The 26,104-nt window shown below is 70.4% G+C and carries 25 protein-coding genes; 11 read left to right on the top strand and 14 right to left on the bottom strand.

Annotated elements, in window-relative coordinates:
* The first annotated feature begins 117 nt into the window (after positions 1-117).
* From BWI15_RS34105 to BWI15_RS34090, 4 genes are all read left to right on the top strand, one after another.
* On the top strand, positions 118-1,221 hold the full coding sequence (locus BWI15_RS34105) for a CobW family GTP-binding protein (RefSeq protein WP_077018607.1): 1,104 nt from the start codon (positions 118-120) through the stop codon (positions 1,219-1,221).
* On the top strand, positions 1,218-1,463 hold the full coding sequence (locus BWI15_RS34100; RefSeq protein WP_077018606.1) for a type B 50S ribosomal protein L31: 246 nt from the start codon (positions 1,218-1,220) through the stop codon (positions 1,461-1,463). Before BWI15_RS34105 ends, BWI15_RS34100 begins: the two co-directional genes overlap by 4 nt.
* Positions 1,464-1,645: 182 nt before the next feature.
* On the top strand, positions 1,646-2,482 hold the full coding sequence (locus BWI15_RS34095; protein WP_077018605.1) for a hypothetical protein: 837 nt from the start codon (positions 1,646-1,648) through the stop codon (positions 2,480-2,482).
* Between the two features lie 74 nt (positions 2,483-2,556).
* Positions 2,557-3,978, top strand: a complete 1,422-nt coding sequence (locus BWI15_RS34090; RefSeq protein WP_237771582.1) for an aromatic amino acid ammonia-lyase — start codon at positions 2,557-2,559, stop codon at positions 3,976-3,978.
* On the opposite strand, the gene BWI15_RS34085 is transcribed toward BWI15_RS34090, so the two are convergent.
* The 9 genes from BWI15_RS34085 to kdpF all read right to left on the bottom strand — a co-directional run bounded on the left by BWI15_RS34085 (position 3,975) and on the right by kdpF (position 15,158).
* Positions 3,975-5,207, bottom strand: coding sequence for an SGNH/GDSL hydrolase family protein (locus tag BWI15_RS34085; protein ID WP_077018603.1), 1,233 nt, complete (start codon positions 5,205-5,207; stop codon positions 3,975-3,977). The genes BWI15_RS34090 and BWI15_RS34085 overlap by 4 nt on opposite strands.
* Before the next feature lie 110 nt (positions 5,208-5,317).
* On the bottom strand, positions 5,318-6,550 hold the full coding sequence (locus BWI15_RS34080; protein ID WP_077018602.1) for an SGNH/GDSL hydrolase family protein: 1,233 nt from the start codon (positions 6,548-6,550) through the stop codon (positions 5,318-5,320).
* Between the two features lie 46 nt (positions 6,551-6,596).
* Positions 6,597-7,448 carry a hypothetical protein gene (locus BWI15_RS34075; RefSeq protein WP_077018601.1) on the bottom strand — a complete coding sequence of 284 codons (852 nt, stop codon included), beginning with the start codon at positions 7,446-7,448 and terminating at the stop codon, positions 6,597-6,599.
* Positions 7,449-7,501: 53 nt separating this feature from the next.
* On the bottom strand, positions 7,502-8,176 hold the full coding sequence (locus tag BWI15_RS34070) for a response regulator (RefSeq protein ID WP_077018600.1): 675 nt from the start codon (positions 8,174-8,176) through the stop codon (positions 7,502-7,504).
* Complete coding sequence (locus BWI15_RS34065) at positions 8,173-10,731, bottom strand: sensor histidine kinase (RefSeq protein WP_269087199.1); 2,559 nt, start codon at positions 10,729-10,731, stop codon at positions 8,173-8,175. Before BWI15_RS34065 ends, BWI15_RS34070 begins: the two co-directional genes overlap by 4 nt.
* A 13-nt stretch (positions 10,732-10,744) precedes the next feature.
* On the bottom strand, positions 10,745-11,374 hold the full coding sequence (kdpC, locus tag BWI15_RS34060; protein ID WP_077019484.1) for a potassium-transporting ATPase subunit KdpC: 630 nt from the start codon (positions 11,372-11,374) through the stop codon (positions 10,745-10,747).
* 18 nt (positions 11,375-11,392) lie between these two features.
* Entirely contained in the window at positions 11,393-13,402 is a 2,010-nt protein-coding gene (gene kdpB, locus BWI15_RS34055; RefSeq protein WP_202817791.1) for a potassium-transporting ATPase subunit KdpB, read from the bottom strand.
* Positions 13,399-15,060 (bottom strand): potassium-transporting ATPase subunit KdpA, encoded by a 1,662-nt coding sequence (gene kdpA / locus BWI15_RS34050; RefSeq protein WP_077018598.1) that lies wholly within the window; start codon positions 15,058-15,060, stop codon positions 13,399-13,401. The genes kdpB and kdpA overlap by 4 nt, the downstream gene beginning before the upstream one ends.
* Positions 15,060-15,158, bottom strand: coding sequence for a K(+)-transporting ATPase subunit F (gene kdpF / locus BWI15_RS34045; RefSeq protein ID WP_077018597.1), 99 nt, complete (start codon positions 15,156-15,158; stop codon positions 15,060-15,062). The genes kdpA and kdpF overlap by 1 nt, the downstream gene beginning before the upstream one ends.
* Positions 15,159-15,342: 184 nt before the next feature.
* On the opposite strand from kdpF, the gene BWI15_RS34040 reads away from it, so the two are divergent.
* Positions 15,343-15,981: a hypothetical protein gene (locus BWI15_RS34040; RefSeq protein ID WP_077018596.1), complete on the top strand. Its 639-nt coding sequence runs from the start codon at positions 15,343-15,345 to the stop codon at positions 15,979-15,981.
* A 22-nt stretch (positions 15,982-16,003) separates the two neighbouring features.
* Here BWI15_RS34040 and BWI15_RS34035 read toward each other — a convergent pair whose 3' ends face one another.
* Both BWI15_RS34035 and BWI15_RS34030 read right to left on the bottom strand, forming a co-directional pair.
* Positions 16,004-16,831 carry a PhzF family phenazine biosynthesis protein gene (locus tag BWI15_RS34035; protein WP_077018595.1) on the bottom strand — a complete coding sequence of 276 codons (828 nt, stop codon included), beginning with the start codon at positions 16,829-16,831 and terminating at the stop codon, positions 16,004-16,006.
* A gap of 63 nt (positions 16,832-16,894) precedes the next feature.
* Positions 16,895-17,290 carry a RidA family protein gene (locus BWI15_RS34030; protein ID WP_077018594.1) on the bottom strand — a complete coding sequence of 132 codons (396 nt, stop codon included), beginning with the start codon at positions 17,288-17,290 and terminating at the stop codon, positions 16,895-16,897.
* A 124-nt stretch (positions 17,291-17,414) separates the two neighbouring features.
* On the opposite strand from BWI15_RS34030, the gene BWI15_RS34025 reads away from it, so the two are divergent.
* The 5 genes from BWI15_RS34025 to BWI15_RS34005 all read left to right on the top strand — a co-directional run bounded on the left by BWI15_RS34025 (position 17,415) and on the right by BWI15_RS34005 (position 21,769).
* Positions 17,415-18,515 carry a TIGR03118 family protein gene (locus tag BWI15_RS34025; protein WP_077019483.1) on the top strand — a complete coding sequence of 367 codons (1,101 nt, stop codon included), beginning with the start codon at positions 17,415-17,417 and terminating at the stop codon, positions 18,513-18,515.
* A 210-nt stretch (positions 18,516-18,725) separates the two neighbouring features.
* A complete protein-coding gene (locus BWI15_RS34020) occupies positions 18,726-19,535 on the top strand; it encodes a class I SAM-dependent methyltransferase (protein ID WP_077018593.1) in 810 nt (269 codons plus the stop codon).
* Positions 19,536-19,602: 67 nt separating this feature from the next.
* Positions 19,603-20,304, top strand: coding sequence for a type IV toxin-antitoxin system AbiEi family antitoxin domain-containing protein (locus BWI15_RS34015; protein WP_077018592.1), 702 nt, complete (start codon positions 19,603-19,605; stop codon positions 20,302-20,304).
* A gap of 44 nt (positions 20,305-20,348) precedes the next feature.
* On the top strand, positions 20,349-21,209 hold the full coding sequence (locus tag BWI15_RS34010) for a nucleotidyl transferase AbiEii/AbiGii toxin family protein (protein WP_168197415.1): 861 nt from the start codon (positions 20,349-20,351) through the stop codon (positions 21,207-21,209).
* A gap of 68 nt (positions 21,210-21,277) precedes the next feature.
* A complete protein-coding gene (locus BWI15_RS34005; protein WP_077018591.1) occupies positions 21,278-21,769 on the top strand; it encodes an AAA family ATPase in 492 nt (163 codons plus the stop codon).
* Between the two features lie 2 nt (positions 21,770-21,771).
* On the opposite strand, the gene BWI15_RS34000 is transcribed toward BWI15_RS34005, so the two are convergent.
* Positions 21,772-22,335, bottom strand: coding sequence for a cysteine dioxygenase (locus BWI15_RS34000; protein ID WP_077018590.1), 564 nt, complete (start codon positions 22,333-22,335; stop codon positions 21,772-21,774).
* Positions 22,336-22,441: 106 nt separating this feature from the next.
* The gene (locus BWI15_RS33995; protein ID WP_077018589.1) at positions 22,442-23,395 is read right to left on the bottom strand and encodes an amidohydrolase family protein; all 954 of its coding nucleotides are present in this window, start codon (positions 23,393-23,395) and stop codon (positions 22,442-22,444) included.
* 113 nt (positions 23,396-23,508) lie between these two features.
* Here BWI15_RS33995 and BWI15_RS33990 point away from each other — a divergent pair, with 113 nt between their 5' ends.
* Entirely contained in the window at positions 23,509-24,522 is a 1,014-nt protein-coding gene (locus BWI15_RS33990; protein WP_077018588.1) for a LacI family DNA-binding transcriptional regulator, read from the top strand.
* 68 nt (positions 24,523-24,590) lie between these two features.
* On the opposite strand, the gene BWI15_RS33985 is transcribed toward BWI15_RS33990, so the two are convergent.
* Positions 24,591-26,051, bottom strand: coding sequence for a helix-turn-helix domain-containing protein (locus BWI15_RS33985; RefSeq protein ID WP_077018587.1), 1,461 nt, complete (start codon positions 26,049-26,051; stop codon positions 24,591-24,593).
* Positions 26,052-26,104: the final 53 nt, after the last annotated feature.

Here is a 26,104-nt window from a genome sequence, read left to right as displayed (position 1 = left end):
CTTCGCGCCGTAGGACTCGCTACCGTGAACGCCGGGGGTCCGGCTGTCTATTCCGGTCCCCGGAGTGTAGGTTGAGTTGGTAATCATTTTCAATAAGCGTCGAGAAAGAGGGTACGGATGCTGCCGGTCACCTTGGTCACCGGGGTCGACACCCCGGCCCGCGACGCCGCGGCCGCCGAACTGCTGCTGCCGGGGACCGTCCTGGTCGAGTACGACGTCCGCGGGCTGGCCGCCGGGTCGGTGGTCCGGATCGCGCGCACGACGACCGCGACGATCGACCGCGAGGTGATCCGGATGGGCCACCCGTGCGTGTCCTGCGCGATGCGCGGCTCGCTGGTGGCGCTGCTGCGCGACATCGCCGCCGTCGACCGGTACGCCGCGGCCGTGGTGAACGTGCCCGGCGCCGGGGACCCGCAGACGCTGGCCGAGGAGATCGCGCGGGACGCGGCCGAAGACCTGCAGGTCAGCGCGGTCCTGGCGGTCGTCGAGGCGGGCAGCTTCGTCACCGACGCGACCGGCGACGACCTGCTGCGCGATCGGGGGATTCCCACCGCCGCCGAGGACAACCGGGCGCTCGCCGAAGCCATCGTGCATCAGGTGGAGTATGCGGACGCCGTACTGGTCAACGCTTCGGAAGAGACCGCTGAGGCACTAGCCCGAGCGCTCAACCCTCGGGCCCTCATCGTGGCGCACCCGCGTGAGCTCGCCGGCGTACGGCTGCACGATCCGGCCGTCGCGCGGGCGCGGATCGAGCCCGGTTCGATCAGCGCGCCACTGCGGGAAGAAACCGGCCCGGTCCGGACGTTCACCTGGTCGTCGGACCGGCCGTTCCACCCGGAGCGGTTGTACGACGCGTTGGAGGATCTGGTCGACAAGTCGGCGCGGGGCAAGGGAACCGTCTGGCTCGCGACCCAGCCGCAGGCCCGTCTCGGCTGGGACAGCTTCGGCACAAACATCTCGATCGGCGTACTCGGCCGCTGGCTCGCCGACCTCCCGGCCGACCGCTGGCCGGAGGTGAGCAGCAGTCATCGGGCGCGATCGGCGCTGGAGTGGCATCCGGAGCACGGCGACCGCGCCAGCTACCTGTCCTTCACCGGCGTCGGCCTCGACGTCTGGGAATTAGAACGCCGCCTGAACGGTTGTGTCCTACGTGCGGACGAAGAGGCCAGAAGCCTGACCGACCCGTTCGCCCCTTATCTGGAAGGAAGTACCGCTGCATGAAGCAGAACATTCACCCGGAGTACCGTCGGGTCGTCTTCCGCGACAAGTCGGGCAACTTCAGCTTCCTGACCGGTTCCACCCGCGAGAGCTCCGAGACGGTCGTTTGGGACGACGGCAACACCTACCCGGTGGTCGACGTCGAGATCTCGTCCGCGAGCCACCCGTTCTACACGGGTCAGCAGCGCGTGATGGACACCCAGGGCCGCGTCGAGAAGTTCAAGAAGCGCTACGGCCAGAAGTAGGACCCCGGGCGCGGGTTCGACCAACCCGCGCCCCCCTAGAACCAGGCACGGTCGCCGCTCGACCCGGCGGCCGCTGCCACCCCGGCCCGCTGATCTCCCTCCCCCAGGATCGGCGGGCCTTCCTTTGTCCCGGAACGTCTGTTTCCGGGACAAAGGAAGCGCTCGCGCACTACCGTGCGGCCATGCCCGCCACCGCGTACCACCTGCCCGGCGGCCGTGTCCGGCCCGAAGGCATCACTGTCGGCCCCGACGGCACGTTCTTCGCCGGCAGCAGCGCGGACGGGACGCTCTACCGCTGCGCGCTCGACGCGGCGGTCGCCGAGATCTGGTCCCCGGCCGGTGCGGGCGGACGGACGGTCGCCCTCGGCCTGACCTTCGCCTCCCGCGGCCTGCTCGTCGTCTGCGGCGGCAAGACCGGTGATCTGTTCACGTACGACGTCAACAGCTGCGCGCTCGTCTTCCGGTGGCACGTCGACGGTTACCTGAACGACGTCTGCGTGATCGGCGACCTCGCATATGCGACGGACTCCTCGCGGCCGGTCGTCTGGTGCTTCGACCTGGGCTCGGACGCGCCACCGACCGCGCTGGACCTCCCCGCCGCCGGCCCGGACGCCTATCTCAACGGGATCGTCGTCTCCGCCGACGGCACTGCCCTGCTGATCGCCGCCCAAGGCACCGAGGTCCTCTGGCGGCTCGACCTGGCCGACCTGTCGGCAACTGCGCTCGCCACCGGATTCGCTGCCGACGGCCTGCTGCTGACCGGCAGCACGCTGATCGGGGTCTGCAACGAGGGCGACACCCTGGCGACCGCCGAGTTCTTCCTGGCCGCGCTCGAGCTGTCGCCGGACGGCCGCGCCGCGACTCACCTCGGCCGGCACACCGATCCCGCGTTCGACACCCCCACGACGCTCGCCACCGACGGCGAACGCCTGCTGGTGGTCAACGGGCAGTTCGCGAAGGGTGAGGCGGCGGCACCGCCGTACGAGGTGGTCGCGATCCCGATCCCTCGGTTCGGCTGACGCGTCTCGGATTCGAGACAAGAACCGTTCGAAGGTGCTACGCGGCGACGGCTCCCAGGTCCCACACTGTGGCTGTGGAGCCGATCGAGCTGTCCGGGGCCGGACTGACGCCGTTGACGGCCGTTGCCCTGGGCCAGCGTCGTACGCCGGTCCGCCTGGGTGAGGTCGCCCGCAAACGGATGGCCGACTCGGCCGCGGCGGTCACCGAGATCGCCCGGCACCAACCCGTCTACGGCCGGACCACCGGCGTCGGCGCCAACCGGGACGTGCTCACCACCGACCCCGAGCACGGCACTCGCCTGCTCGCGTCGCACTCGACCACCGGCACCACGCCGTACCCGCGGGACGTCGTCCGGCTCGGTCTGCTGATCCGCGTCAACCAGCTCGCGGCCGGCGGCTCGGGACTCGCGCCCGAGGTCGCCGAGGCGATCGTCACGTTGCTCAACGAGGACGACCTGCCCGATCTGCATCGCGGCGGCGCGATCGGTACCGGCGATCTCGGACCGCTCGCCGAGCTCGGCCTCGCCCTCGGCGACGTGATCGACGGGACCAGCGCGCTGCCGCTGCTGTCGAGCAACGCGATCACGTTGGCGGAGTGCTGCCTGGCGTACGTCGAGGCGTCGACGCTGATCAACGTCGTTCCCCTGGTCGGCGCGCTGTCCCACGTCGCGATGCGCGGCAACGCCGAGGTGTACGACGTCCGCGTGCACGAGGCGCGACCGCAGCCCGGTCAGGTGCGCGTCGCCACCCGGATGCGCGGGCTGCTCGCAGGGCTGCCGCTCGCGGCCGCGCGGATTCAGGACCCCTTCGGCCTGCGCGCCTTCGCCCAGGTACTCGGTCCGGCCGTCGACCATGTAGATGCCTTGGGCAACGCTTTGCGGATCGACATCAACGCCTCGGCCGAGAACCCGCTGGTGGCCGGCGGCACCGTCCTGCACAACGGCAACTGGCACGCGATGCCGATCGCGCTTGCGCTGGACTCGCTGCGACTCAGCCTGCACAGCGTCGCCACGTTGTCCACGTCCCGCGTCGCCAACCTGGTGGATCCCGACTTCACCGGCCTGTCCCGCTTCCTGGCCAGCGGCGCCGAGGCGAGTTCCGGCGTGATGATGATCGAGTACGTCGCGCACGACGCGTTGTCCGCGGTCCGCTCGACCGCGCAACCGGCGACCCTGGGCACGGCCACCCTCTCGCGCGGCGCGGAGCACCACGCCAGCTTCGCCCCACAGGCGGCCGTTCTCACCACCCAACTGCTCGACGCCCTCCGGGAGGTGCTGGCCTGCGAACTGGTCACCGCCGTGCGGGCGATCCGCCTGGCCGGTATCACTCCCGACGATCTCGCTCCCGCATCCATCGGCCCCTGGCTGGCCGACGCCTTGGTCGCACTCCCGCCGGCCCTCGCCGACCGTTCACTGCGCGACGACCTGGAGATCGCCCGGGGCCTGATGACCCAATGGGGCGACCGCCAGGTCGAGCACCCCGCCGAAGCGGGTTAGCTCAGCGCCTTCAGGTCGAACGCCGCGGCCATCGCCTTGAAGCCCTCCGCGTTCGGGTGCAGGTGGTCGCCGACGTCGTAGGCCGGCAGCATCCGGCCGGGCTGCTGCGGGTCGCGCACCGCCTTGTCGAAGTCGACCACGCCGTCGTACTCGCCCGACGTCCGGATCCAGTGGTTCAGCGCCTGCCGATCCGCCTCTCCCTCGACCGAGTAGTACCCGGCTCCCTCGTACGGCGTGAGCGTCGCCCCGAACACCTTCAACCCGGCCTCCCGCGCGCGCTGGATGAACTGCCGGTGCACCGCGATCAGGTCGGCCGGATCGGTCGCACCCCGGCTGTTCCCGATGTCGTTGATGCCCTCCAGCAGGACGACACTGCGTGCCGCGGTCTGTCCGAGCACGTCCCGGTCGAAGCGCGCCAGCGCCGAGTCTCCCGCCGTACCGGCGTTCGCCAGCAGCCGGTTCCCGCTGATGCCCGCGTTGAGCACCCCGAGCTCACGCCAGCCGGGCTGCGCCAGCAACCGGTCGGCCAACTGGTCCGGGTAGCGCAGGTTCTTGTCCACCGGCGACACAACGCCGTCGGTGATCGAGTCCCCGAAGAGCACCACCGATCCGCGCACCCGGCTCTTCACGTCGACGCCTTCGATCACGTACCGGGCCATCCCCGGGATCGTCGCGTACGCCGTACCGGCGCTGCCGGTCTGGTCACCGGCCGCCGAGAAGCCGGTCGCGTACCCGGCCGGGTGCTGGGTCAACGGCCCGGTCGGTCCCGGGAAGTACGTGCTGATCACCAGGTCGGTGTCGTCGGGGACGTCGAGCCGGACCGGGTCGGAGACCCACTCGGCTCCGACCGGGATCGTGACCGACGGCCGGCCACCGAAGGCGACCGGGACCAGCTTGGCCGGATCGACCGTCGGCGTACCAGCGAGCGCATCGGATCGCGGAGTGACGGTCACCTTGCCGACCTTGAGCGGGCTGGTGCCGTAGACGTTGGAGAGCCTGAGCCGCAGCTCCGACCCGCCGACCGACAGGTGCGCGACCTGCCGCAGGGTGGTGTCGGTGACGCCGGTCGCGGACAGGCCCGACGTACCCGGGGGAGTGACGGCGACGGCCCAGCTGCCGACCCAGTCCTGCTTGGAGGATGGATCAGCGGCGGCTGGAACGGCGGCAGGGGCGAGGGGGACGAGGAGCAGAGCAGCAGCGGTGACGGCAAGCTTGCGCAGAGGGCGCATGAGGGATCACCTCTCGTGGGACGGACACGTAGCTCCGATTCCACGCAGCACTCTGCGAGACCGCAACCCTACGGTCGGTGAACGGTCGGGTCTTTGCGGCGAAGTGCCCGCTAGCTGGTCAGCAGGTCCAGATCGGCCGCGCGGGCCATCGCGGCGAAGCCCTTCGCGTTCGGGTGCAGGTGGTCGCCGCTGTCGTAGCCCGGCCGGATCCGCAACGGCTGCAGGGGATCGCGCACCGCGTGCTCGAACTCGACGTAGCCGTCGTACTCGCCCGACGTGCGGATCCACTGGTTCAGCGCCTGCCGGGCGACCTCGCCGCCGACGCTGTAGTACTGCGCCGCCCAGTACGGCGTGAGCGTCGCGCCGTACGCCTTCAGCCCGGCGGCGTGCGCGCGGGCGATCAGCTGGCGGTGCGCGTTGATCAGCTGCGCGCCGGAGATCGCGCCCTTGCCGGCCCGGATGTCGTTGATCCCCTCGAGAATCACCACCGCGCGGACGCCGGTCCGCCGGACCACGTCGCGCTCGAACCGGGCGATCGCCGCCTCGCCGTTGACCCCGCCGTTCGCGAGCAGCCGGTTGCCGCCGATGCCGGCGTTCACCACGGCGTACCGGCGCTGGGTCAGGCGATCGGCGAGCTGGTCGGGGTAGCGCAGGTTCTGGTCGATCGGCGACGAGGCGCCGTCGGTGATCGAGTCGCCGAACACCACCAGCGCACCCTCGGCCCGCGTTTTCACGTCCACGCCGGACACCACGAACCGGGCCATCCCCGGAATCTTCCGGTACGGCGCACCGCCCGCGCGGGTCTGGTTGCCCGCAGCCGTGAAGGCCGTCGCGTAGCCGGCCGGATGCTGCGTCAGCGGTCCGGTCGGGCCGGGAAAGTACGTGCTGATCACGACGTCGCTGTCGTCGTCGATCGGCAGGTCGATCGGGTCGGACACGGTCTCCGCGCCGACCGGGATCGTCACCGTCGCGCGGCCGCCGTAGGTGACCGGGACGCTCTTGAGCAGCTCGAGGTTCGGCGTACCGGCGCCGCCCTTACGGGGTGCGACCGAGCTGGCGCCGACCACCAGCGGCTGCTTGCCGAACCGGTTGGACAGCCGCAGCCGGATCATGCCGCCACCGAGCGAGAGGTGTGCGACCTGCCGGATGGTGGTGTTGCGGACGCCGGTCGCCGAGGGCCCGGACGAGCCGGCCTGGGTGACGGCGACACCCCAGCTCGCGACCCAGCCGTCCGCCGGTGCGACCCGGGCCGGTGCCACCGGCCCGGTGGCACCCGGCAGCGTGGAGGCGACCATGGCGACCGTCGCGAAGAGCGACTGCACCCAGCCTCCGCCGAGCGTCACAGTGTCGTCCTCACCGGCCGTATTCTTCCACAGCTGGTGACGTCGGTCAGTCGATTGACAGGCGGCCGTTCTGCTGAAGGCTCTGCAGGGCGGCGACGGTGACAACGCCGCGATACTCCAGCGTGGCGGCCTCACCCGGCGGTTCCCAGGTGATCGCCCAGCCACCGTCGGCCTGCTGGTCGGCGACCAAGCGATCGAGGTGACCGTCGATCTGCTCCTGCGTGAAGAGCTGCCGCCACAGGCTGTCCGGCGTCGGCGCAAGGTGCAGCGGCGTCACCCCGTACGACGGGTCGGCGGCGTCCGCGCGGTACGTCGACAGCTTCGGCAGCGCCTCGCGGATCTTGTCCAGCTCGACGTCCGGCTGGTGCTCCAGGTACTGCAGCGCCTCGAGCATCGCGTGTCCGTCGTCGGGCAGGCCTTTGGCCAGCTCGGCCTTGCACCACTCGGCGGCCTGGTCACGCCACGGGTGCTCGAACGCCAGCCGGTACAGCCTCCCGACCAACCCTGCTGTCGGATTGAGCCCCGGCACGTACGTCCACTCCGACATGTGCTCGGCCCGCGGATATCCCTCGATCGCCGGACTCGCCAGCGACACGGCACCCTCTGGCGTCGCAACCGACTGCAACCAGTCGCACGCCGCGCCGATCAGTTCCTCGTCCCGTACGCCGGCCGCGAGCATGACGTCGAACGCGACCTCCACGTCGAGCGCCGTACTGTCCGGGCACCGCTTGTCCGGCTCCAGCGCGTGCCCGAACCCACCGTCGGCGTTCCGGTAGCCGCGCAGCGCGTCCACCACGCCGGCCGGATCGGTGCCCTCGAACAGGGTCGCGAACAGCCGACGCTCCACCAGCCGCCCGTCCCGCCGGACGAACTCCCGTCCACCCTCGAAAATGTCCATGCCGTCACCCTGCCAACTCCGCTGCCCGCTGTCTTGCACGAATCGGACACGCGTCACGGTTCGAAGCGGTAGCCCATGCCGGGTTCGGTGCGCAGGTGCTTCGGGCGGGCGGGGTCGGCCTCGAGCTTGCGGCGGAGCTGGCCCATGTAGAAGCGCAGGTTGCCGCCGGCGTTCTCGTAGCCGGGGCCCCAGACCTCGGTGAGCAGCTGGCGTTGCGACATCAGCTTGCCGGGGTGCCGGACGAGGACCTCGAGCAGGTGCCACTCGGTCGGCGTGAGCCGGACCTCGTCGCCGTTGCCCAGCGTCACGCGTTTGGCGGACAGGTCGACCTCGGCGTCGCCGACCGTGACGACCGGCTGCTCGGCGGCGACGGTGCTGCGCCGCAGCACGGCGCGCATCCGGGCGAGCAGCTCGTCGATCCCGAACGGCTTGGTCACGTAGTCGTCGGCGCCGGCGTCCAGCGCCTCGACCTTGTCGGTGCTGTCGGTGCGACCGGACAGCACCAGGATCGGGACCTCGGTCCAGCCGCGCAGCCCACGGATCACCTCGACCCCGTCGAAGTCCGGCAGACCGAGGTCGAGAATGACCAGGTCGGGCGGGTACTGGGCGGCCACCTTCAGCGCGGCCGTGCCGCTGCCGGCCACGTGCACCTCGTACCGGCGCGCCTTCAGGTTGATCTGCAGCGCGCGCACGATCTGCGGTTCGTCGTCGACCACCAGCACCCTCATCGGGCTCCTCCCCGCTCCAGCCGGCCAGGCACCGGTGCGTCGTTCATTGTTGCCGAGGGCATCGAGACGACCATGGTCAGCCCACCGCCGGGCGTGTCCTCCGGGCGCAGCGAACCACCCATCGCCTCGGCCAGCCCGCGTGCCAGAGCGAGCCCGAGCCCGACGCCGGTCGTGTTGTCGGTGTCGCCGAGCCGCTGGAACGGCGCGAACACCCGGTCGCGGTCCTCGACCGGGATTCCCGGGCCGCGGTCGATCACCCTGATCTCCACCACGTCACCCAACGCGCTGCCGGTCAGCAACGGCCCGTGCCCCGCCGGCGAGTAGCGAATCGCGTTGGCCAGCAGGTTCGCCAGCACCCGCTCCAGCAGCGCCGGATCGACCTCGACCAGCGGCAACCCCGGCGGCAGCTCGACCGTCACCCCGGCGCCGTCGTCATCCAGCTCACCCAGGACGCCGGGCAGGATCTCGTCCAGCGCGGTCGGCCGCGTGAACACCGGCAGGACGCCGGCCTGCAGCCGACTCAGATCGAGCAGGTTGTCGACAAGTCGGCTCAGCCGATCGAGCGACTCGTCGGCGGTCTCCAGCAGCTCGTCCCGCTCGGCCGGACTCCAGTCGACGTCGGAGCTGCGCAGGCTTGTCACCGACGCCTTCGCCGACGCCAGCGGCGAGCGCAGATCGTGGCCGACCGCGCGAAGCAACGCAGTCCGGAGCTTGTCCGCCTCGGCCAGTGGCTTCGCCTCGGCGGCGGCTTCGCTGAGCCGGGCCCGATCGACCAGCGCGGCGGCGTGCGCCGCGAACGCGCCGACCAGGCGGCGTTCGTCGGCGGCCAGCGATCGGCCCTGCAGCACGAGCACCAGACCCTCGCGGCCGGGGATCTTCGCGTCGCCGTCCTCGGGCCGCCGGCAGGTCGGCGTACCGGCGGAGGCGATGGGCCGCCAGCTCTCGTTGAGCTCGTCGGAGTCGATCCGCTCCATCAGACAGGCCGACGTCATCCCGAACGCCTCGCGCACCCGCTCCAGCAACGCCTGCAGCGCCGTCTCACCCCGGAGCACCGTGCCGGCCAACGTCGCGAGGGTCTCCGACTCGGCTGCGGCTCGAGCGGCCTGCCGGGTGCGGCGGGCGGACCGGTCGACGACGGAGGACACCAGCGCGGCGACCGCGACAAAGATGCCGAGGGCAAGCGCGTTGTTCGGTTCGGCGATGGTGAAGGTCCTCGTCGGAGGGGTGAAGAAGAAGTTCAGCACGACGGTCCCGGCGACCGCCGTCAGCATCGCGGGCCACAGCCCGCCGACCAGCGCGACCACGACGACCGCGAACAGGAAGGCCAGCACGTTGCTGGTCAGGTTGAGCGTGTCTCCGCCGAGGCCGAGCAACAGCGCGAGCGCCGGAGGCAGTACGACGGCCAGCGCGAATCCATAGCCGAGCCGGCGCCGGGACAGACTTCCCTGCGCGCGCGGCAACCGTCCGCGGCCCATCTCCGCGTGGGTGACGATGTGGACGTCGATGTCGCCGGACTCGCGGATGGTGGTCGCGCCGATGCCCGGGCCGGTGAGCATCGTGGACAGGAAGGTCCGCCGGCTGCCGCCCAGCACCAGCTGCGTCGCGTTCTCCGCGCGGGCGAATGCCAGCAAGGCGTCCGGGATGTCCTCACCGACCACCTGGTGGTAGCTACCGCCGAGACTCTCGACCAGCCGGCGTTGCTCGGCCAGCCGCGCCGGATCGGCTCCGGTCAGGCCGTCGGACCGGGTGACGTGGACGGCGAGCAGGTCGCCACCCGCTGAGCGGGCGGCGATCCGGGCCGCGCGCCGGATCAGCGTCTCGCCCTCGGGGCCGCCGGTGAGCGCGACGACGACCCGCTCGCGGGCCTCCCAGGTGGCGTCGATCTGGTGCTGTTCGCGGTACTGCTGAAGCCCGGCGTCGACGCGGTCGGCCAGCCAGAGCAGGGCCAGCTCGCGCAACGCGGACAGGTTGCCGACCCGGAAGTAGTTGCCGAGGGCAGCGTCCACCTTGTCCGCGGCGTACACGTTGCCGTGCGCCATCCGGCGGCGCAGCGCCTCCGGGGCCATGTCGACCAGCTCGATCTGGTCCGCGGCCCGGACCACCCGGTCCGGCACGGTCTCGCGCTGCGGTACGCCGGTGATCTTCTCGACCACGTCGTTGATCGACTCCAGGTGCTGGATGTTCACCGTGGAGATCACGTCGATGCCGGCACTCAGCAGCTCGTCGACGTCCTGCCAGCGCTTCGCGTTCCGGCTGCCCGGGACGTTGGTGTGGGCGAGCTCGTCGACCAGCGCGACCTCCGGCCGGCGGGCCAGCAGCGCGTCCAGGTCGAGCTCGGTGAAACTGGCGCCGCGGTGGTCGACGATCCGGCGCGGCAGCACCTCCAGGCCGTCGAGCATCGCGGCGGTGTGCTCGCGCCCGTGGGTCTCGACGAAGCCGACCACCACGTCCGTGCCGCGTTCCCGCCGCCGTTGTGCCTCGCCCAGCATCTTGTACGTCTTGCCGACACCGGGCGCGGCGCCGAGGTAGATCCTCAGCCGCCCGCGACCTGCCATACCTCCCATAGTGTCAGTTCGCCTCGGCCAGATCCCGGTTCAGGGTCACCACGTTCACCGTGGGCTGACCAAGGAAGCCGAGCGTCCGGCCCGTGGTGTTCCGCTCGACCAGCCGCTGGACCTCGTCCACACTCAGTCCCCGCTCGCGAGCGATGCGCCGTACCTGGATCGCCGCGTACGCCGGACTGATGTGTGGGTCGAGCCCACTGCCCGACGCCGTCACGGCGTCCGGAGGAACCTGCGCCGGATCCACGCCCTCCAGCTTCGCCACCTCCGCGCGCCGCTGCTCGACCAGCTTCAGCAGCTCGGGGTTGTTCGGCCCGTACTGCGAAGCAGCGCTGCCCATCGCGTCGTAGTCGACCGCCGACGGCCTGCTCTGGAACCACCGGGGGTCCGGCGCCATCATCGCGTTGCCCTCGGCATCCTTTTGGCCGGTGTCGCGGGTGTAGGTCTGACCGATCAGGTCCGACCCGACCTCGTGGCCGGCGACCCGGACCATCGAGCCGTTCGCGTTGCCACGGAACAGCACCTGGGCCGCGCCGGTCATCGCCAGCGGGTACAGCACACCGAGCAGGATCGTGGCGGCGATCATCGCGCGCAGCGCGACACCGACCTGACCGAACGGGCTTCTTCCGGGAGTCATCATGTCCGTAGCCTTCTTCTAGCCGATGCCCGGGATGACCGAGACCAGCAGGTCGACGAGTTTGATCCCGACGAACGGCGTGATCAGCCCGCCGACGCCGTACACGAGCAGGTTGCGGCGCAGCATCGCCGACGCCGACGACGGCCGGTACCGCACGCCGCGCAACGCGAGCGGGACCAGCACGACGATCACCAGGGCGTTGAAGACGACGGCCGACAGGATGGCCGACTCCGCCGAGTCCAGCCGCATCACGTTCAGCTTGTCCAGGCCGGGATAGGCCCCGGCGAACAGGGCCGGCAGGATCGCGAAGTACTTGGCCACGTCGTTCGCGATCGAGAACGTGGTCAGCGAGCCGCGGGTGATCAGCAACTGCTTGCCGATCTCGACGATCTCGATCAGCTTGGTCGGGTTGGAGTCGAGGTCGACCATGTTGCCGGCCTCCTTGGCCGCCGACGTGCCCGAGTTCATCGCGACGCCGACGTCGGCCTGGGCCAGCGCCGGAGCGTCGTTGGTGCCGTCCCCGGTCATCGCGACCAGCCGGCCGCCCTCCTGCTCCTTCTTGATCAGCGCCATCTTGTCCTCCGGCGTCGCCTCGGCCAGGAAGTCGTCGACGCCGGCCTCCTCGGCGATCGCCTTGGCGGTGAGCGGGTTGTCGCCGGTGATCATCACGGTCCGGATGCCCATCGCGCGCAGCTGGTCGAACCGCTCCCGCAGCCCCTGCTTGACCACGTCCTTGAGGTGGATCACCCCGAGCGGCCGGGCGACATCTCCCTTGCTGACGGCAACGACCAGCGGCGTACCGCCGGAGGCCGAGATGCCGTCGACGAGCTCGCCCAGCTCGGCCACCACAGTGCCGCCCTGGCCGTGGATCCAGGTGCTCACCGCACCGGCTGCTCCCTTGCGGATCTGCCGGCCGTCGACGTCCACACCGCTCATCCGCGTCTGCGCCGTGAACTCCACGAACGTCGCGTGCGGCAGTTCACCGGTGTGCCGCTCCCGCAGCCCGTACCGGCTCTTCGCCAGTACGACGATCGACCGGCCTTCCGGGGTCTCGTCGGCCAGGCTGGACAGCTGCGCGGCGTCGGCCAGCTCGGACTCGCTGATCCCGGCGAGCGGGATGAACTCGGCCGCCTGCCGGTTTCCCAAGGTGATCGTGCCGGTCTTGTCCAGCAGCAGCGTGTTCACGTCGCCGGCGGCCTCGACCGCTCGGCCGGACATCGCCAGCACGTTGCGCTGCACGAGCCGGTCCATGCCCGCGATCCCGATCGCGGACAGCAGCGCGCCGATCGTGGTCGGGATCAGGCAGACCAGCAGCGCGACCAGCACGACCAGGCTGAGGTCGACCCCGGCGTACCGGGCGAACGGCTGGAGGGTCAGCGTGGCCAGCAGGAACACGATGGTCAGACTGGCGAGCAGGATGTTCAGCGCGATCTCGTTCGGTGTCTTCTGCCGGGACGCACCCTCGACCAGCGCGATCATCCGGTCGATGAAGCTCTCGCCGGGCTTGGTGGTGATCTTCACGACGATCCGGTCCGACAGCACCCGTGTCCCGCCGGTCACCGCACTCCGGTCACCGCCGGACTCGCGGATCACCGGCGCCGACTCCCCCGTGATCGCCGACTCGTCGACACTGGCCACGCCCTCGACGACGTCACCGTCGCCGGGGATGATCTGACCGGCCTCGACCACGACTCGGTCGCCCAGCCGCAACTGCGCCGCCGGGATCTCCTGCTCGGAACCGTCCTCGCCGAGCCGGCGGGCAGTGGTCTCGGTTTTGGCCCGGCGCAACGTGGCTGCCTGGGCTTTGCCCCGGCCCTCCGCGACGGCCTCGGCGAGGTTGGCGAACAGCACCGTCAGCCACAGCCAGACCACGATCCACCAGACGAACACGCTGGAGTTCAGGCAGGCCAGCACCGTGGACGCGACCGCGCCGACCTCGACGACGAACATCACCGGGTTCTTCACCATCACCCGCGGATCGAGCTTGCGCAGTGCGTCCGGCAGCGAGGTGAGCAGCAGTTGCGTCACAGTCCCTCCGCGAGGGGTCCGAGAGTGAGAACAGGGAAGTAGGTGAGGCCGGTGACGATCAGCACGACACCGACGAGCAGCCCGACGAACAGGGCCTTGTGGGTGGGCAACGTGCCGCTGGTCACCGGGACCGGCTGCTGACGGGCGACGGACCCGGCCAGCGCGAGCACCAGGACCATCGGGACGAACCGGCCGAGCAGCATCACGACGCCCAGCACGACGTTGTAGAAGGTGGTGTTCGCGCTCAGCCCACCGAACGCGCTGCCGTTGTTGTTGGCCGCCGAGGTGAACGCGTAGAGCACCTCGGCGAAGCCGTGCGGGCTGCCGGTGTTGAAGATCGCGGCCCGCGCACCGGCCGAGCTCATCGCGACGGCCGCGCCGGCCAGCACCAGCGACGGCGTCGCCAGGATGTAGAGCGCGACGAGCTTCATCTCGCGCGCGGTGATCTTCTTGCCCAGGTACTCCGGCGTCCGGCCGACCATCAGCCCGGCGACGAACACTGCCAGGACCGCGAGCACGAGCAGGCCGTACAGACCGCTGCCGACACCGCCCGGGCTGACCTCACCCAGCATCATGTGGAACAACGCGGTCCCACCACCCAACGCGGTGAACGAGTCGTGCGCGGAGTTCACCGCGCCGGTCGACGTACCGGTCGTGGAGGAGGCGAACAAGGCCGACGCCCACTCACCGAAGCGGGTCTCCTTGCCCTCCATCGCCGCGCCGGCCGCCCGCGTCGCCGTACCGGCACCGCTCACCTCGAACCCGGTGGCGGCCGCGGTGAACGCTGCCCAGAGCGTCGTCATCACGCCGAGGATCGCGTAGCCCTGCCGCTTGTCCTTGACCATCAGACCGAAGGTCCGGGTGAGGCAGACCGGGATCAGCAGGATCAGGAAGATCTCGACCAGGTTCGACAGGCCGTTCGGGTTCTCGAACGGGTGCGCGGAGTTCGCGTTGTAGAAGCCACCGCCGTTCGTGCCGAGCTCCTTGATCACCTCCTGGCTGGCGACCGGACCGCCGGGGATCGACTGGGTCTGGCCCGTGATCGTGGTGATCTCGTGCGGACCGGACAGGTTCTGTACGACGCCGGTCGCGACCAGGACCAGGCCGCCGACGATCGCCAGCGGCAGCAGCACCCGCAGTACGGTCCGGGTCAGGTCGACCCAGAAGTTGCCCAGCCGCTCGGTCCGGGACCGGGCGAAACCGCGGACCAGCGCGATCGCCACGCTCATCCCGACGGCCGCGGAGACGAAGTTCTGCACCGCGAGGCCGGCGAACTGAACCAGGTGGCCCATCGTCGCCTCGGGCGAGTACGACTGCCAGTTGGTGTTCGCCACGAACGACGCCGCGGTGTTGAAGGCCAGCGACGGCTCGACGTTCGGCAGGCCGAGCGAGAGCGGCAGGTACGACTGGAGGCGTTGCAACAGGTAGAGCAGGATCAGGCCGACGGCGGAGAAGGCCAGCACCGACCGGGCGTAGACGGCCCAGGTCTGGTCGGCCCTCGCGTCGACGCCGAGCAGCTTGTACGTCGTACGCTCCACCCGCGTGTCACGGTCGGAGGTGTAGACCCTGGCCAGGTACCCACCGAGCGGCCGGTAGGCGGCGGCCAAGAGAAGGACCAGCAGGCCGACCTGGAGCAGGCCGGCGGAGGTGTCGGACATCAGAACCTCTCGGGGAAGATCAGCGCGGCGACCAGGTAGACGACCAGCGCCGCGCCGATCACCAGACCGGCGAGGTTCTCGGCGGTAGTTGTGCTCATGCCTTCACTGCACACCGCCGGCTGCCCCGTCAGCAGTCTTCTCGCAGCCCTCTCACACCGGCCCGGACAGCTCTCACGGTGCTCTCACACGCGCACGTTCCGGGCACGACTTCGCCGTGACGGCTCGAGCCCACATACTTACGCCTGGCAATGAGAAGTCTTCGCACAGTTAGGGAAGAACGCAGTGACTGAAGTGGACGACCAGCAGTTCCCCGCCCAGGGTTCCGAGCAGTTCTTCTCCGACGAGTCCCGCAAGGCGCTGGCCGAGGCCAGCCGGCTGCTCGCCGAGCGCCTGCAGGCCCACACCGAGGCCCTGCTCGCGATGACCGGTGACGAGGAGCAGTCGGTGCTGGACGAGCACAACGCCCAGCTCGAGGAGCTCGTCGAGGGCTGGAACGACGCGGTCTTCGAACTCACCGGCACCACGCCGCTGCTGCTCGACGACGACGTCGAGGAGCTCGACGAGGAGGAGCCCGAGGAGCAGGACCACCTGATCAGCGTGGTGTCCCGGTTCGACCTGAAGGTGGTCGACCTGGAGGCACTGCTGGAGGCCGGCCGCACCGCCCAGGAGCGGCACCCGGTCGAGCTCGACGAGTCCGGCGACCGCGACCCGGTCGACACCGCCGAGCAGGCCATCTACGAGATCAGCCGGGAGACCGGCGAGGCGTGGTTCGAGCTGCCGGGCGTCGACCTGGTCGCCGGGGCCCGCGCGTACGTGGTACCGGAGTACCCGTTCGAGCCGCTCGAGGCCGACGCCGACGACGTGATCACCGAGATCAGCGCGCCGAACGGCGTCGTCACCCACGCGGAGACCTGGGCCTGACGGTCCAGCTCCGCGCGCCGGCCTAGCCGGTCAGCTCGCCGTCGATCACGGTGACCGCGTTCCCGATCAGGTGGACGCGGTCACCGTGCAGCTCGACCTGAACCACCCCACCGCGGCGCGACGCCTGGAATCCCGTCAGCCGCTCCCGCCCGAGCCGCTGCGCCCAGTACGGCGCCAGCGCGGTGTGCGCGCTCCCGGTCACCGGGTCCTCCGCGATCCCCGTCCCCGGCGCGAAGAACCGCGACACGAAGTCGTACTCGTCGCTCGCGGCGGTCACGATCACGCCGCGCAGGTTCTCCCGGCTGGTGAGCCCGGCCATCACCGCCAGGTCGGGCTCGAGTCCCCGGACGACGTCCTCGCTGTCGACCACCACGAGCAGGTCTCCCAGTGCCCCCGTCGCGTGGACCTCCGCCGGCTCGACGCCCAGAGCCTTCGCCAGCTCGGCCGGCGCCTGGGCCGTCACCGGCCGAGCCAGCGGGAAGTCCAGCACGATCGACGCGCCGTTTCCGGCTCTCGCGATCAGCACCCCACTGCGAGTCGCGAACCGGACGCTTGCTCCCGCGTCTTGCGCTGCCCAGGCGCCGTCCGCCCGCAGCGCGTGCGCGGTCGCCAGCGTCGCATGCCCGCACAGGTTCACCTCGACCGTCGGTGTGAACCAGCGCAGGTCCCAGTCCGCCTCGGCTTCGCCCCCGGTCGGCCGGGCGAACGCCGTCTCGGCCTGGTTCACCTCCGCGGCGACCTGCTGCATCCAGCCCTCGTCCGGCCACGGGCCGGACGGCAGCAAACAGACCCCGGCCGGGTTCCCGGCGTACGGGCGGTCGGTGAACGCGTCGACGATTCTGATCCGCATGTGCCCGACGCTAGGGCCCACCGACCACCGGGAACCAGAACCAGTTCCGGACGACTGGCCTGCTCAGGCCACCGCGATGGCGTCGATCTCGAGCAGCCACTCCTCGGCGTAGATGTCGCAGATGAAGATCGTCAGCGCCGGCGCGTGGTCGCCGAGCACCTCCTCGCGGATCTTCGAGTTCGCCGCCCGGTACTGCCGGTCGGACAGGTGCGTGGTCACCTTCACCAGGTTCCGCACGCCCATGCCGGCCTCGTCGAGCACGGCGAGCACGTTGCGCCACACCATCCGGCACTGGTCCTCGAAGTCCTCCGGGATCCGGCCCTGCTCGTCGCCCCACGGCACCTGCCCGCTGACGAACACCATCCGGCGGCCGCCGGTCACCTCGACGCCGTGCGTGTAGTTCCCGGTCGCGGCCGGCAGGATCGCCGGGTTCAGCGGCGTGATCGCGAGCTCGGTCATTGGCTGTTCTCCCCCACCTTCGGTACGGACACCGCATTGTCCACCCTGCGCGGGCCTGAACCGGCCAGCCGAACCATCCGTGTGGGAGGTGTTCGACTTCCGACCCGACCCGAAGGACTGTGACATGACGCTGCGCCGACCCCGCCGCTCACCCCGCACCGGAACGATCGCACTGGCCACCGCCTTGGCCGGCGGTCTCGCCCTGGTCGCCCCGACCGCCGCCGACGCGCACACGTCGCGCGACGGACTCGCCGTACAGCAGGTCAACCTCGTGTCCGACGTACCGGGTCAGGCCGCTCTGCTCGATCCCGACCTGGTCAACCCGTGGGGTCTCGCGCTGAGCGCGACGTCGCCGCTCTGGGTCTCCAACGCGGGCACCTCGTCGTCCACCCTGTACTCGTCCGCGCCGGGCGCCGCGACGGCGACGAAGGTCCCGACCGTCCGGGTGGACGTCCCCGCGCCGTCGGGTCAGGTCGCGAACCCCGGCACCGGCTTCGTCCTGAGCAACGGCACCGCCAGCGCGCCGGCCCGCTTCATCTTCTCCACCCTCACCGGTTCGATCGCCGCCTGGGCCCCGCCGGTCAGCCCGCTCATCGGCGCCGCGCAGATGAAGGCCACCGTGCCGGGCGCGGCGTACACCGGCCTGGCGATCTCGCCCACCGCCGACCGCCTGTACGCCGCGAACTTCGCGCAGAACCGGATCGACGTCTTCGACAACGCCTTCGCCCAGGTCAAGCAGCCGTGGTGGTCGTTCCGCGACTTCGCACTGCCGAAGGGTTTCGCGCCGTTCAACGTGCAGACGCTCGGCCACCGGGTCTTCGTCAGCTACGCGAAGGCCGACCCGAAGACCGGCCGCAGCGTGAACACCCGAGGCAACGGCTACGTCACCGAGTTCACCCCCGAGGGCCACTTCGTCGCGCGGATCGCCTCGCGCGGCAACCTCAACGCTCCGTGGGGCCTGGCGGTTGCTCCCGCGTCCTGGGGCAAGCTGGCCGGCGCGCTCCTGATCGGCAACTTCGGTGACGGCCGCGTGAACGTCGTACGGCGTGACTCCCACGGCCGCCTCGACCAGCTGAAGAACTCGACCGGCCGCCCGCTGGTCATCCCCGGGCTCTGGGCCCTGACCCCCGGTACGGCGACCACCGGCGGCACCGACGCGATCTGGTTCTCCGCGGGCATCGCCGACGAGACGCACGGCCTGCTGGGTGTGCTGCGCCACCCGTAGAGGCGAGTGCAACAGGCCTTGGCAAGAACCAGAACGGAAAAACAAGAACAAGAACTAGGTGGGTTGCAGATGGTTGCTGTCGACTCTCACCACAGGTCCGCCGCCCCCTTCTCGTCTCAACGAGGGCCTCCGTGCGGGGAAACGATCTGCCCTGATACGCCCCTCGATCAGCCCTCCTGACATACCGAGGCCGGCGGCCACAGTCGAGGCATGTTGATCGAGAGCGCGCTCGAAGCGCAATACCTGGGACAGGACGAGGGCCTGCGGCTGACCTCACCCCTGAAAGGCCGTCTGGAACTGGCCCGCATGCAAGACCTGATGGGCAGATACCTGCCGGAACCACCTGCACTCGTCGGCGACATCGGTGGCGGACCAGGCACCCACGCCAACTGGCTACAGGAGCGCGGCTACTCCGTCGAACTGCTCGACCCCATGCCCCAGCACATCGAAACAGCCCGAGCTGCCGGCATCGACGCAACCATCGGCGACGCCCGCAAACTCCCCTGGGAAGACGAGTACTTCGACGCCGTACTGATGGCCGGCCCGCTGTACCACCTGACCCGCGTCGAGGACCGTCTGACCGCGCTGCAGGAGGCCACGCGCGTCACCCGCCCCGGCGGCTTCGTAGCGGTAGTAGCCATCAACCGAACCGCCAACCTCCTCGGCGCCATGCTCGCCAACGAACTCCAGCAACGCATGCCCGTCGTCCAGGAGATCCTCGACACCGGCTTCAGCCCCGCCAACGACCGCATGGCCGAAACGACGTACCACACCGTCTCTCAACTCCGCCAGGAAATGACCGGCCACGGCCTGCGCTCCATCACCGTCCACGGCCTCACCGGCCCCGGCGGCTGGCTGACCGTCGCCCTCGACGCGCACTTCCGCAACCAGCAACCACCGGCCACACTCACCGACCCGGACCCGCTGCACACAGCCCTCACCTGCTCCCGCATCGCCGACCGCTTTCCCGAACTTCTTCCGGCCAGCTCCCAGTTCTTCGCGGTGGGCCAGCGTGCCTGACGCCGATCGCTCGAAATACTGCGTTTGTCTCATCAATAGGTACAATCGCAGAACCAAGGAGGTCACCATGCCGCTTGCCGGGCTCGCCGACATCGCCGCTGAGCAATGGGGACTTGTCACCACCGCCCAGGCGGAGGCCACCGGAACCAGCCGCAAGTCAGTCGGCAGATTCGCGCAGACCGGCCTCCTGGAGCGTCTCGCACAGGGCGTCTACCGAGTGACCGGAGCACCCTCGGACCCACTCGACGATCTCCGGGCCGCCTGGCTCGGGCTCGATCCGAGCCGCACCGCGGGAGACCGCCTCCGTGACGCCCTTCCTGAGGTGGTTTCCCATCGATCGGCCGCCGTCCTGCACGGACTCGGCGACCTGGCCGCCGATCGCCACGAGTTCACGGTCTCGGGGCGGCGGCAGAGCCGGCGGTTGGACGTTCGTTTCCACAAAGCGACGCTGGTGAGCACCGACTGGACCATCGTCGACGGGTTGCCGTGCACAACCATCACTCGAACCGTCACCGACCTCGCCGCGACCCACACCGACGGCGGCCACCTCGCAGGCGTGGTCCGCGACGCACTGACCGTCCGCCATGTCGATGTCGACGAGCTGGCCGCCGCCATCAGCCCGTACGCCGCCCGCTACGGGGCGCGACACCGCGACGGGGAGGCGCTCTTGTCCCGCCTGCTCCAGGAGTCCGGCGTACCGGCGGCGATCCAACGGACGGTCGACCTCGTCAACGACACCCACCGAGTTCCTGCTCGGCGAGCGTCGTGAGAACGCGGGGCCAGCCACCGATCCCTTCGACAGTCCACCGCTCGTTGAGCGACCGCCTGAGAGCAGAGGCGAGGCGTCGCGGCCGCCCTGCAGCCGAGGTACGCCGCGAGTTCGTCTTCCAGCGATTCCTCGGTCGAGTGTTCGCAGAGCCGAACAGCCGCTGGGTCCTCAAAGGCGGCGCCGGCCTCTTGATCAGGATTCAGCAAGCGCGCGACAGCAAGGACGTCGACCTCGTGGTCCCGGCGACTGCCTTCGATCTCACCGAGGCCGTCGATGCCCTGCGATCAGCCGTCGCGGTCGACGCCGGTGACCAGCTCACCTTCGTCGTCGACACCGTGGCCCGATCGACCGAGGAGCACTCCGTCGCTCTGCTGCGCGTCAACTGCTTCATCGGAGCAAGACCATTCGAGCGGTTCACCATCGATGTGTCCAGCCGAAGCCAACTGGTGGCGAAGGTCGACCGGATCAGGCCCCGCCCGGTGATCGATCTCATCGGCGCCGACCCGCTACCCCGCTTCGTCCTCTATCCCCTGCCCGACCAGGTCGCCGACAAGTTGTGCGCGATGTACAGCCGGTACGGCGCGAGTCGCGGGCCCTCCACCCGCTACCGCGACTTGGTCGATCTCGTGCTCATCATCACCACGAGCCACCTCGACGCATCCCTCACCAGCCGGGCGATCACCGTCGAGGCCGCCCGTCGCGGTTGCACCCTGCCGGCGCGCATCACAAGCCCCGGCCCCGAATGGAAAGCGGGATACGCGCACTCAGTCCGAACGGTCCCACTCGAAGCCGGCCTGCGAAACCTCGACGGCGCACTCGTTGTGGTGGGCGGGTGCCTCGACCCCGTTCTCGCAACGTCGGCCACCGGAACCTGGAATCCACAAGCACGACGTTGGCAAGGCTGACGAGACGACACCCAGGCCGGGCACAAATTCAGACGCCGTACGGCGCGTTGCTGGCTACGCTGCCGCGCATGGCGAAGCGGAATGTCCTTGTCGAGGGTGGGTCGGGGACGGGGAAGAGTTCGGTGTGTCGCGAGCTTCGGCGGCGGGGGTACCGGGCCGTCGACGGTGACAACGAGATCGCGTACCAGGGCGATCCGGAGACCGGGGTGCCGATTCAAGGTCCCGGTCGGTACGAGTACCACCTCTGGGACGTCGACAAGGTCCGGGAGATTGCCGCGAGCAACGAAGAGGAGGTGGTGTTCTTCTGCGGGGGTTCGCGGAACTTCGGGAAGTTCCTGGACGTCTTCGACGAGGTGTTCGTGCTGGACGTGGACGCCGGGACGCTCGAACGGCGACTGGCTGATCGGGAGGCCGACGACTGGGGCGGCAACGACGAGCAGAAGGCGTTCATTCTTCGCCTTCATGCCACCAGGGCAGGTGTGCCCGAGGGCATCGTCGTCGACACCGACCGCCCGATCGGCGAAGTCGTCGACGCGATCCTCGAGCGCGTCGGCGCCTGACGTCAGTCGATCGGGCGGAGCTCGTCTGCGTACGAGACGGAGACCCGGCGCAGGACGCCGTCGCGGACCGAGTACTGGCCCATCCGCCACAGCGGCGGGCTGTAGGCGTGGATGGTGACGGAGCCCTTGTCCAGGCCGGTGAGGCGGTGGATGTGGTCGGGGCCGAAGCCGTAGACGTCGCCGGCGGTGACCTCGGTCTCGATGGACTCGGTGCCGATCGCCAGGTTGTGTTCAACAAGCTTGCCTCGGGCAACGGCCACGGCGCCGGAGGAGACGTCGTGGTCGTGCCAGCCGGTGTCGTTGACCGGGGTCCAGCAGATCAGCCAGACGTCGACGTTGGCGTCGCGGTGCAGGGAGGCGAAGACGCGCTCCTCGTCGCTGTAGGCGACCTTGTCCTCCCACAGGTGCGGCTGCGCGGCGAGTCCGCCGGCCAGCTCGGCCAGTTCGGCGGGGTCGAGGTCACGGCCGGGCAGGTTGTCCAGCGACAGACAGTCGTTGAGCTCCACGAGCCGGCTGGCCTGGCGCGCGGGAACGACGGGTGCGTCGGATACGGGCTGAGCAGTCACTGCACTCCCCTCTCGGAGGACGCCGGCACTGCCGGCTTTGGTTCGGGCTCGACCGCCGGACAGCGGCGAGCAGGACAGCCCGGCACGGCAAAGCGCCGGGAAGACTTCAGTACGACGGTGCGCCGCGGCCGAAGCCGAGGCGGTCCGGATCGTTCTGCGGTGGTGACGTGCCGAACAGCAACCGGTGCGGGTTGTCGTAGCGGATCACCGCGGTGGCGGCCTCGCCCTGCCGGAGTTCGGTGACCCCGGCGTACGGGCGGTCGGTGCCGTGCACGACCTGGTCGATGCCGAGCACGCGGGCGACCGCGTCGATGCCCTGCGGTCCGTAGCTCGACGTGTCGACGAACAGCCGCGGGTCGATCGTGCCGAGGCGCCCGCCGCGGGCGGCGAGCCGCTCGTGGTGGACCGGAGCCAATCCGGCGGCGGCGACGAAGCACACCCGCAACGACGGGAACGAGCCGCGGCCGTCGTACGCGTGCCACGCCCACCAGGCGGCCTGCAACTGGTTCACGTAGTCAACGACCGGGGCCCACCAACCTGGGAGCTGATCTGCCCCGGTCTGCCCCGAGTTGCCCGCCCCGGCAGTGCCCGGGTGCACGAGCACCGGCTTGTCCGCCTGCTCGGCAACGGCCAGCACGGGCGCGACCTCGGCCCACGCGTCCGGCGTACCGAGAACGTGCGCCGGGAGCTGTACTCCGAGGAAGCCATCGGCAAGCAGCCCAGCGAGCCCGGAAAGATCCGGCTCGCGCAGATCAACCGCCGCCCACGCGCGGAACGGCGAAGGCAATGCCGCAGCGCCGACGTGCCAGGCGTCCAGCAGAGCGGCGTCACCGAGCTGCTCGATCCCGAGCGGGCTCGACAACGACACCGCGGCCAGTGACGTCCCGGCGTCGAGCTCCAGCGCGACGCGCTTGTCGACGGCGTGCGCCGCCGGGTCCACGTCGTACGGCGGTTCGCCGCTGGTGTGCAGCGTCCAGCCGTTCAGGTACGGCGCGGTGGTGCGGGCGCGGAGGCGGTCGACGAACTCGGCCGGCCACAGGTGCTGGTGCACGTCGATCATCGCCTCACTCCTTCCCGCTCCGCTGTTTGAAGCGCTTCAAGATAGGAGGAGTGAAGCGCTTCAAAGCGGTTCTTGTCAAGTTTTTGTCCGACCCAGCACATAGGCTCGTGCTCATGTCCGGTACTGGCCGACGGCCGACCCTCAAGGACATCGCGGCTGACACCGGTCTCTCGATGGCCGCCGTCTCCTACGCGCTGCGAGGTCTGCACGGCACGCCCGAGACCCGCCAGCGGGTGCAGGAGTCGGCGGAGCGGCTCGGCTACCAGGCCGACCCGGTCGCCCGCGCGCTCGCGTCCGGCCGCAGCGGTTCGGTCGGCGTACTGTGCGCCTCCCTGGAAGACCTGTGGCAGCAGCGCCTCGCCGCCGCGCTCGGCCGCGAGCTGCTCGCGCCGGACCGCAACGCCTGGATCATCGACTCCGCCGGCGACGCCGACCGCCAGCTCGAGCTCGCCCAGCACCTGGTCGACCACCGCGCCGACGCGATCGTGGTGATCCCGATCGACCCGGCCGCCAAGGGCTGGGCGCCGATCGCCCAGCAGGTGCCGGTGATCGCGATCGGCGACGCGCTGCCGGCCGCGAAGGCGAAGTCCGAGGTGCTGTTCGACAACGAACTCGGCATCAGTACGGCGCTGCGCCGGCTGGCCGAGGCAGGTCATCGCGACGTCGTGGTGCTCACCCCGTCGCGGCGCTTCGAGACCGACCGGCCGGCCGAGGAGATCACCCAGCGCATTGCGGCCGAGCTGGAACTCACCGCCGAGATCGTGCCGTGCCCGCACGACCTGACCGGCGCCACGGAGGTCGCCTGCGAGATCCTGCGCCGGACGCCACGCCCGACCGGCATCCTCGCCCTGGCCGACTCGATGGCCTTCGGCGTGTACGCCGCGGCGACCGAGCTGGGCATCACGATCCCCGGCCAGCTGTCCCTGCTCGGCTACGACGACCAGCCGATGTCCCAGCTGCTGACCCCGCCGCTGTCCACGTTCCGCTGGCCGCTCGACGATCTGGTTCAGGACGTCGTCGCCCGGGTCACCTCCGCGGTCGACACCAACCGCCGGGTCCGCCGGACCACGGTCGAGCCGATCCTGATCGAGCGCGGCTCGGTCGCCGCCCCGCCCGCACCGGCGTGACGACGACCTTCGAGCCCCTGCATCCACCCGGCCAAACTAGACTAATCTGGTTGACTTAATCGCCGATCTCACATCGTGAGCTCCGCGGTCAGCCGGCGGATGCGTGCCGCGACCGCCGCCCGGCGCGCGTCGTCCGCGGGCAGCCACCGCGCGAGCACCTCGAAGACCTCGAGATCCTCCGCGCCGATCGAGGTCTGGCCGTAGCGCCAGAGCAGCTCCGCGTCCCCGGAGTCCAGGACCGCGCGCCGCAGCGTCGCGTCGAGCTCGTCCCGTTCCGCGCGCAGGGCCGGCGCATCCGAGCGCACGAGCAACGGTCCGGCGTACAGGTCGAGCGCTCGGGACAGCTCACCTCGCCGGACAAAGGCCTGGACGTCGGTCACGTCGCCGCTGACGTCCGCGAGGATCCGGTAGGGCTTGGTGTCGAGCACACCGGCCCCGAGCAGATTGCGCAGCCGGTGCATCTCGGCCCGCACGGTGGTCGGGTTCCCCTCGTCGCCGTACAGCTGCAGCATCAACTGTTCGGCCGTCAGCCCCGCCGGATGCAGCAGGAGCAGCGCGAGCACCTCGGCCCGCCGGAGCGTCAGCGCGATCTCCCGGCCACCGACCACCGCGACGGGCTGCCGCGCGCCGAGCAGCTCGAGCCGAAGCGACGTACGGCGACTCCGCACCGCGCCGGGCAACCGCAGCAGGTAGCCCTCGTCCAGCTGCTCGATCACCCCCTCGCGCCCGTCGCCGAGGTCGATCCGATCAGCGCCGGCCGGTACGTCGAGCCGATCCGGCAGCCAGGCCAGCGGCTGGACCGCCAGCACCCGGCCGGTCGGCGTCAGCAGCGCGCCGGGTGCGTCCCCGAGCGCGATCAGATGGCGCATGTTCCGGGCGCGAAGCACCTCGTCGGCCGCGGCCATCCGGACCCGCAGCTGGCCCTCGGCCAGTCCGGCCGCCGCGGTCACCAGCGCCATCATCGCCGGATGCACGGTCCGCAACGGCCCCGAGACGTCGACGGCCCCGATCAGCTTCCCGGTGTCCGGGTCGTGCACCGGCGCGGCCGCACACGTCCACGCGTGGATCCGCCGGACCAGATGCTCGGCCGAATGGATCTGCACCGGCTGGTCGGCGGCCAGCGCCGTACCCATCCCGTTGGTCCCGATCTGGTCCTCGGACCAGATCGCTCCCTCCGACAGCGCGATCCGGTCGGCCTGCCGCCGTACGTCGGCCGCGCCTTCGCGCCACAGGATCAGCCCGCGCGCGTCGGTGATGATCATGATGTGCGACGCCTCGTCGGCGATCGTGGTCAGCGTCTGGCGCAGCACCGGCAGGACGGCGTGCAGCGGATGCTGCTCGCGCAGCTCGGCGAGCTCGTCGCCGGATACCACAACCGGCGGCGCGTCCAGCTCCGGGTCGACCAGCGCGGCGAGCGAGCGCTGCCACGACTCGGCGACCAGCGGCCGCGGAGCACCGGGTACGCGACCGCCGCTGAGCACCTCGTCGTAGAGCTCGCTCAGCCGCCGGGCCTGGTCCGGTGCGTCCACACTCAACCCTCGCCCGGATCGGCACGCCGTTCAAGGCCGCGGCGTGCAACGTT

Origin of the sequence: Kribbella sp. ALI-6-A (genome assembly GCF_001984195.1) — a bacterium.
GTDB lineage: Bacteria > Actinomycetota > Actinomycetes > Propionibacteriales > Kribbellaceae > Kribbella.
The sequence above is the reverse complement of the archived record's forward strand: the minus strand, read 5'-3'. Positions and strand labels throughout refer to the sequence as shown.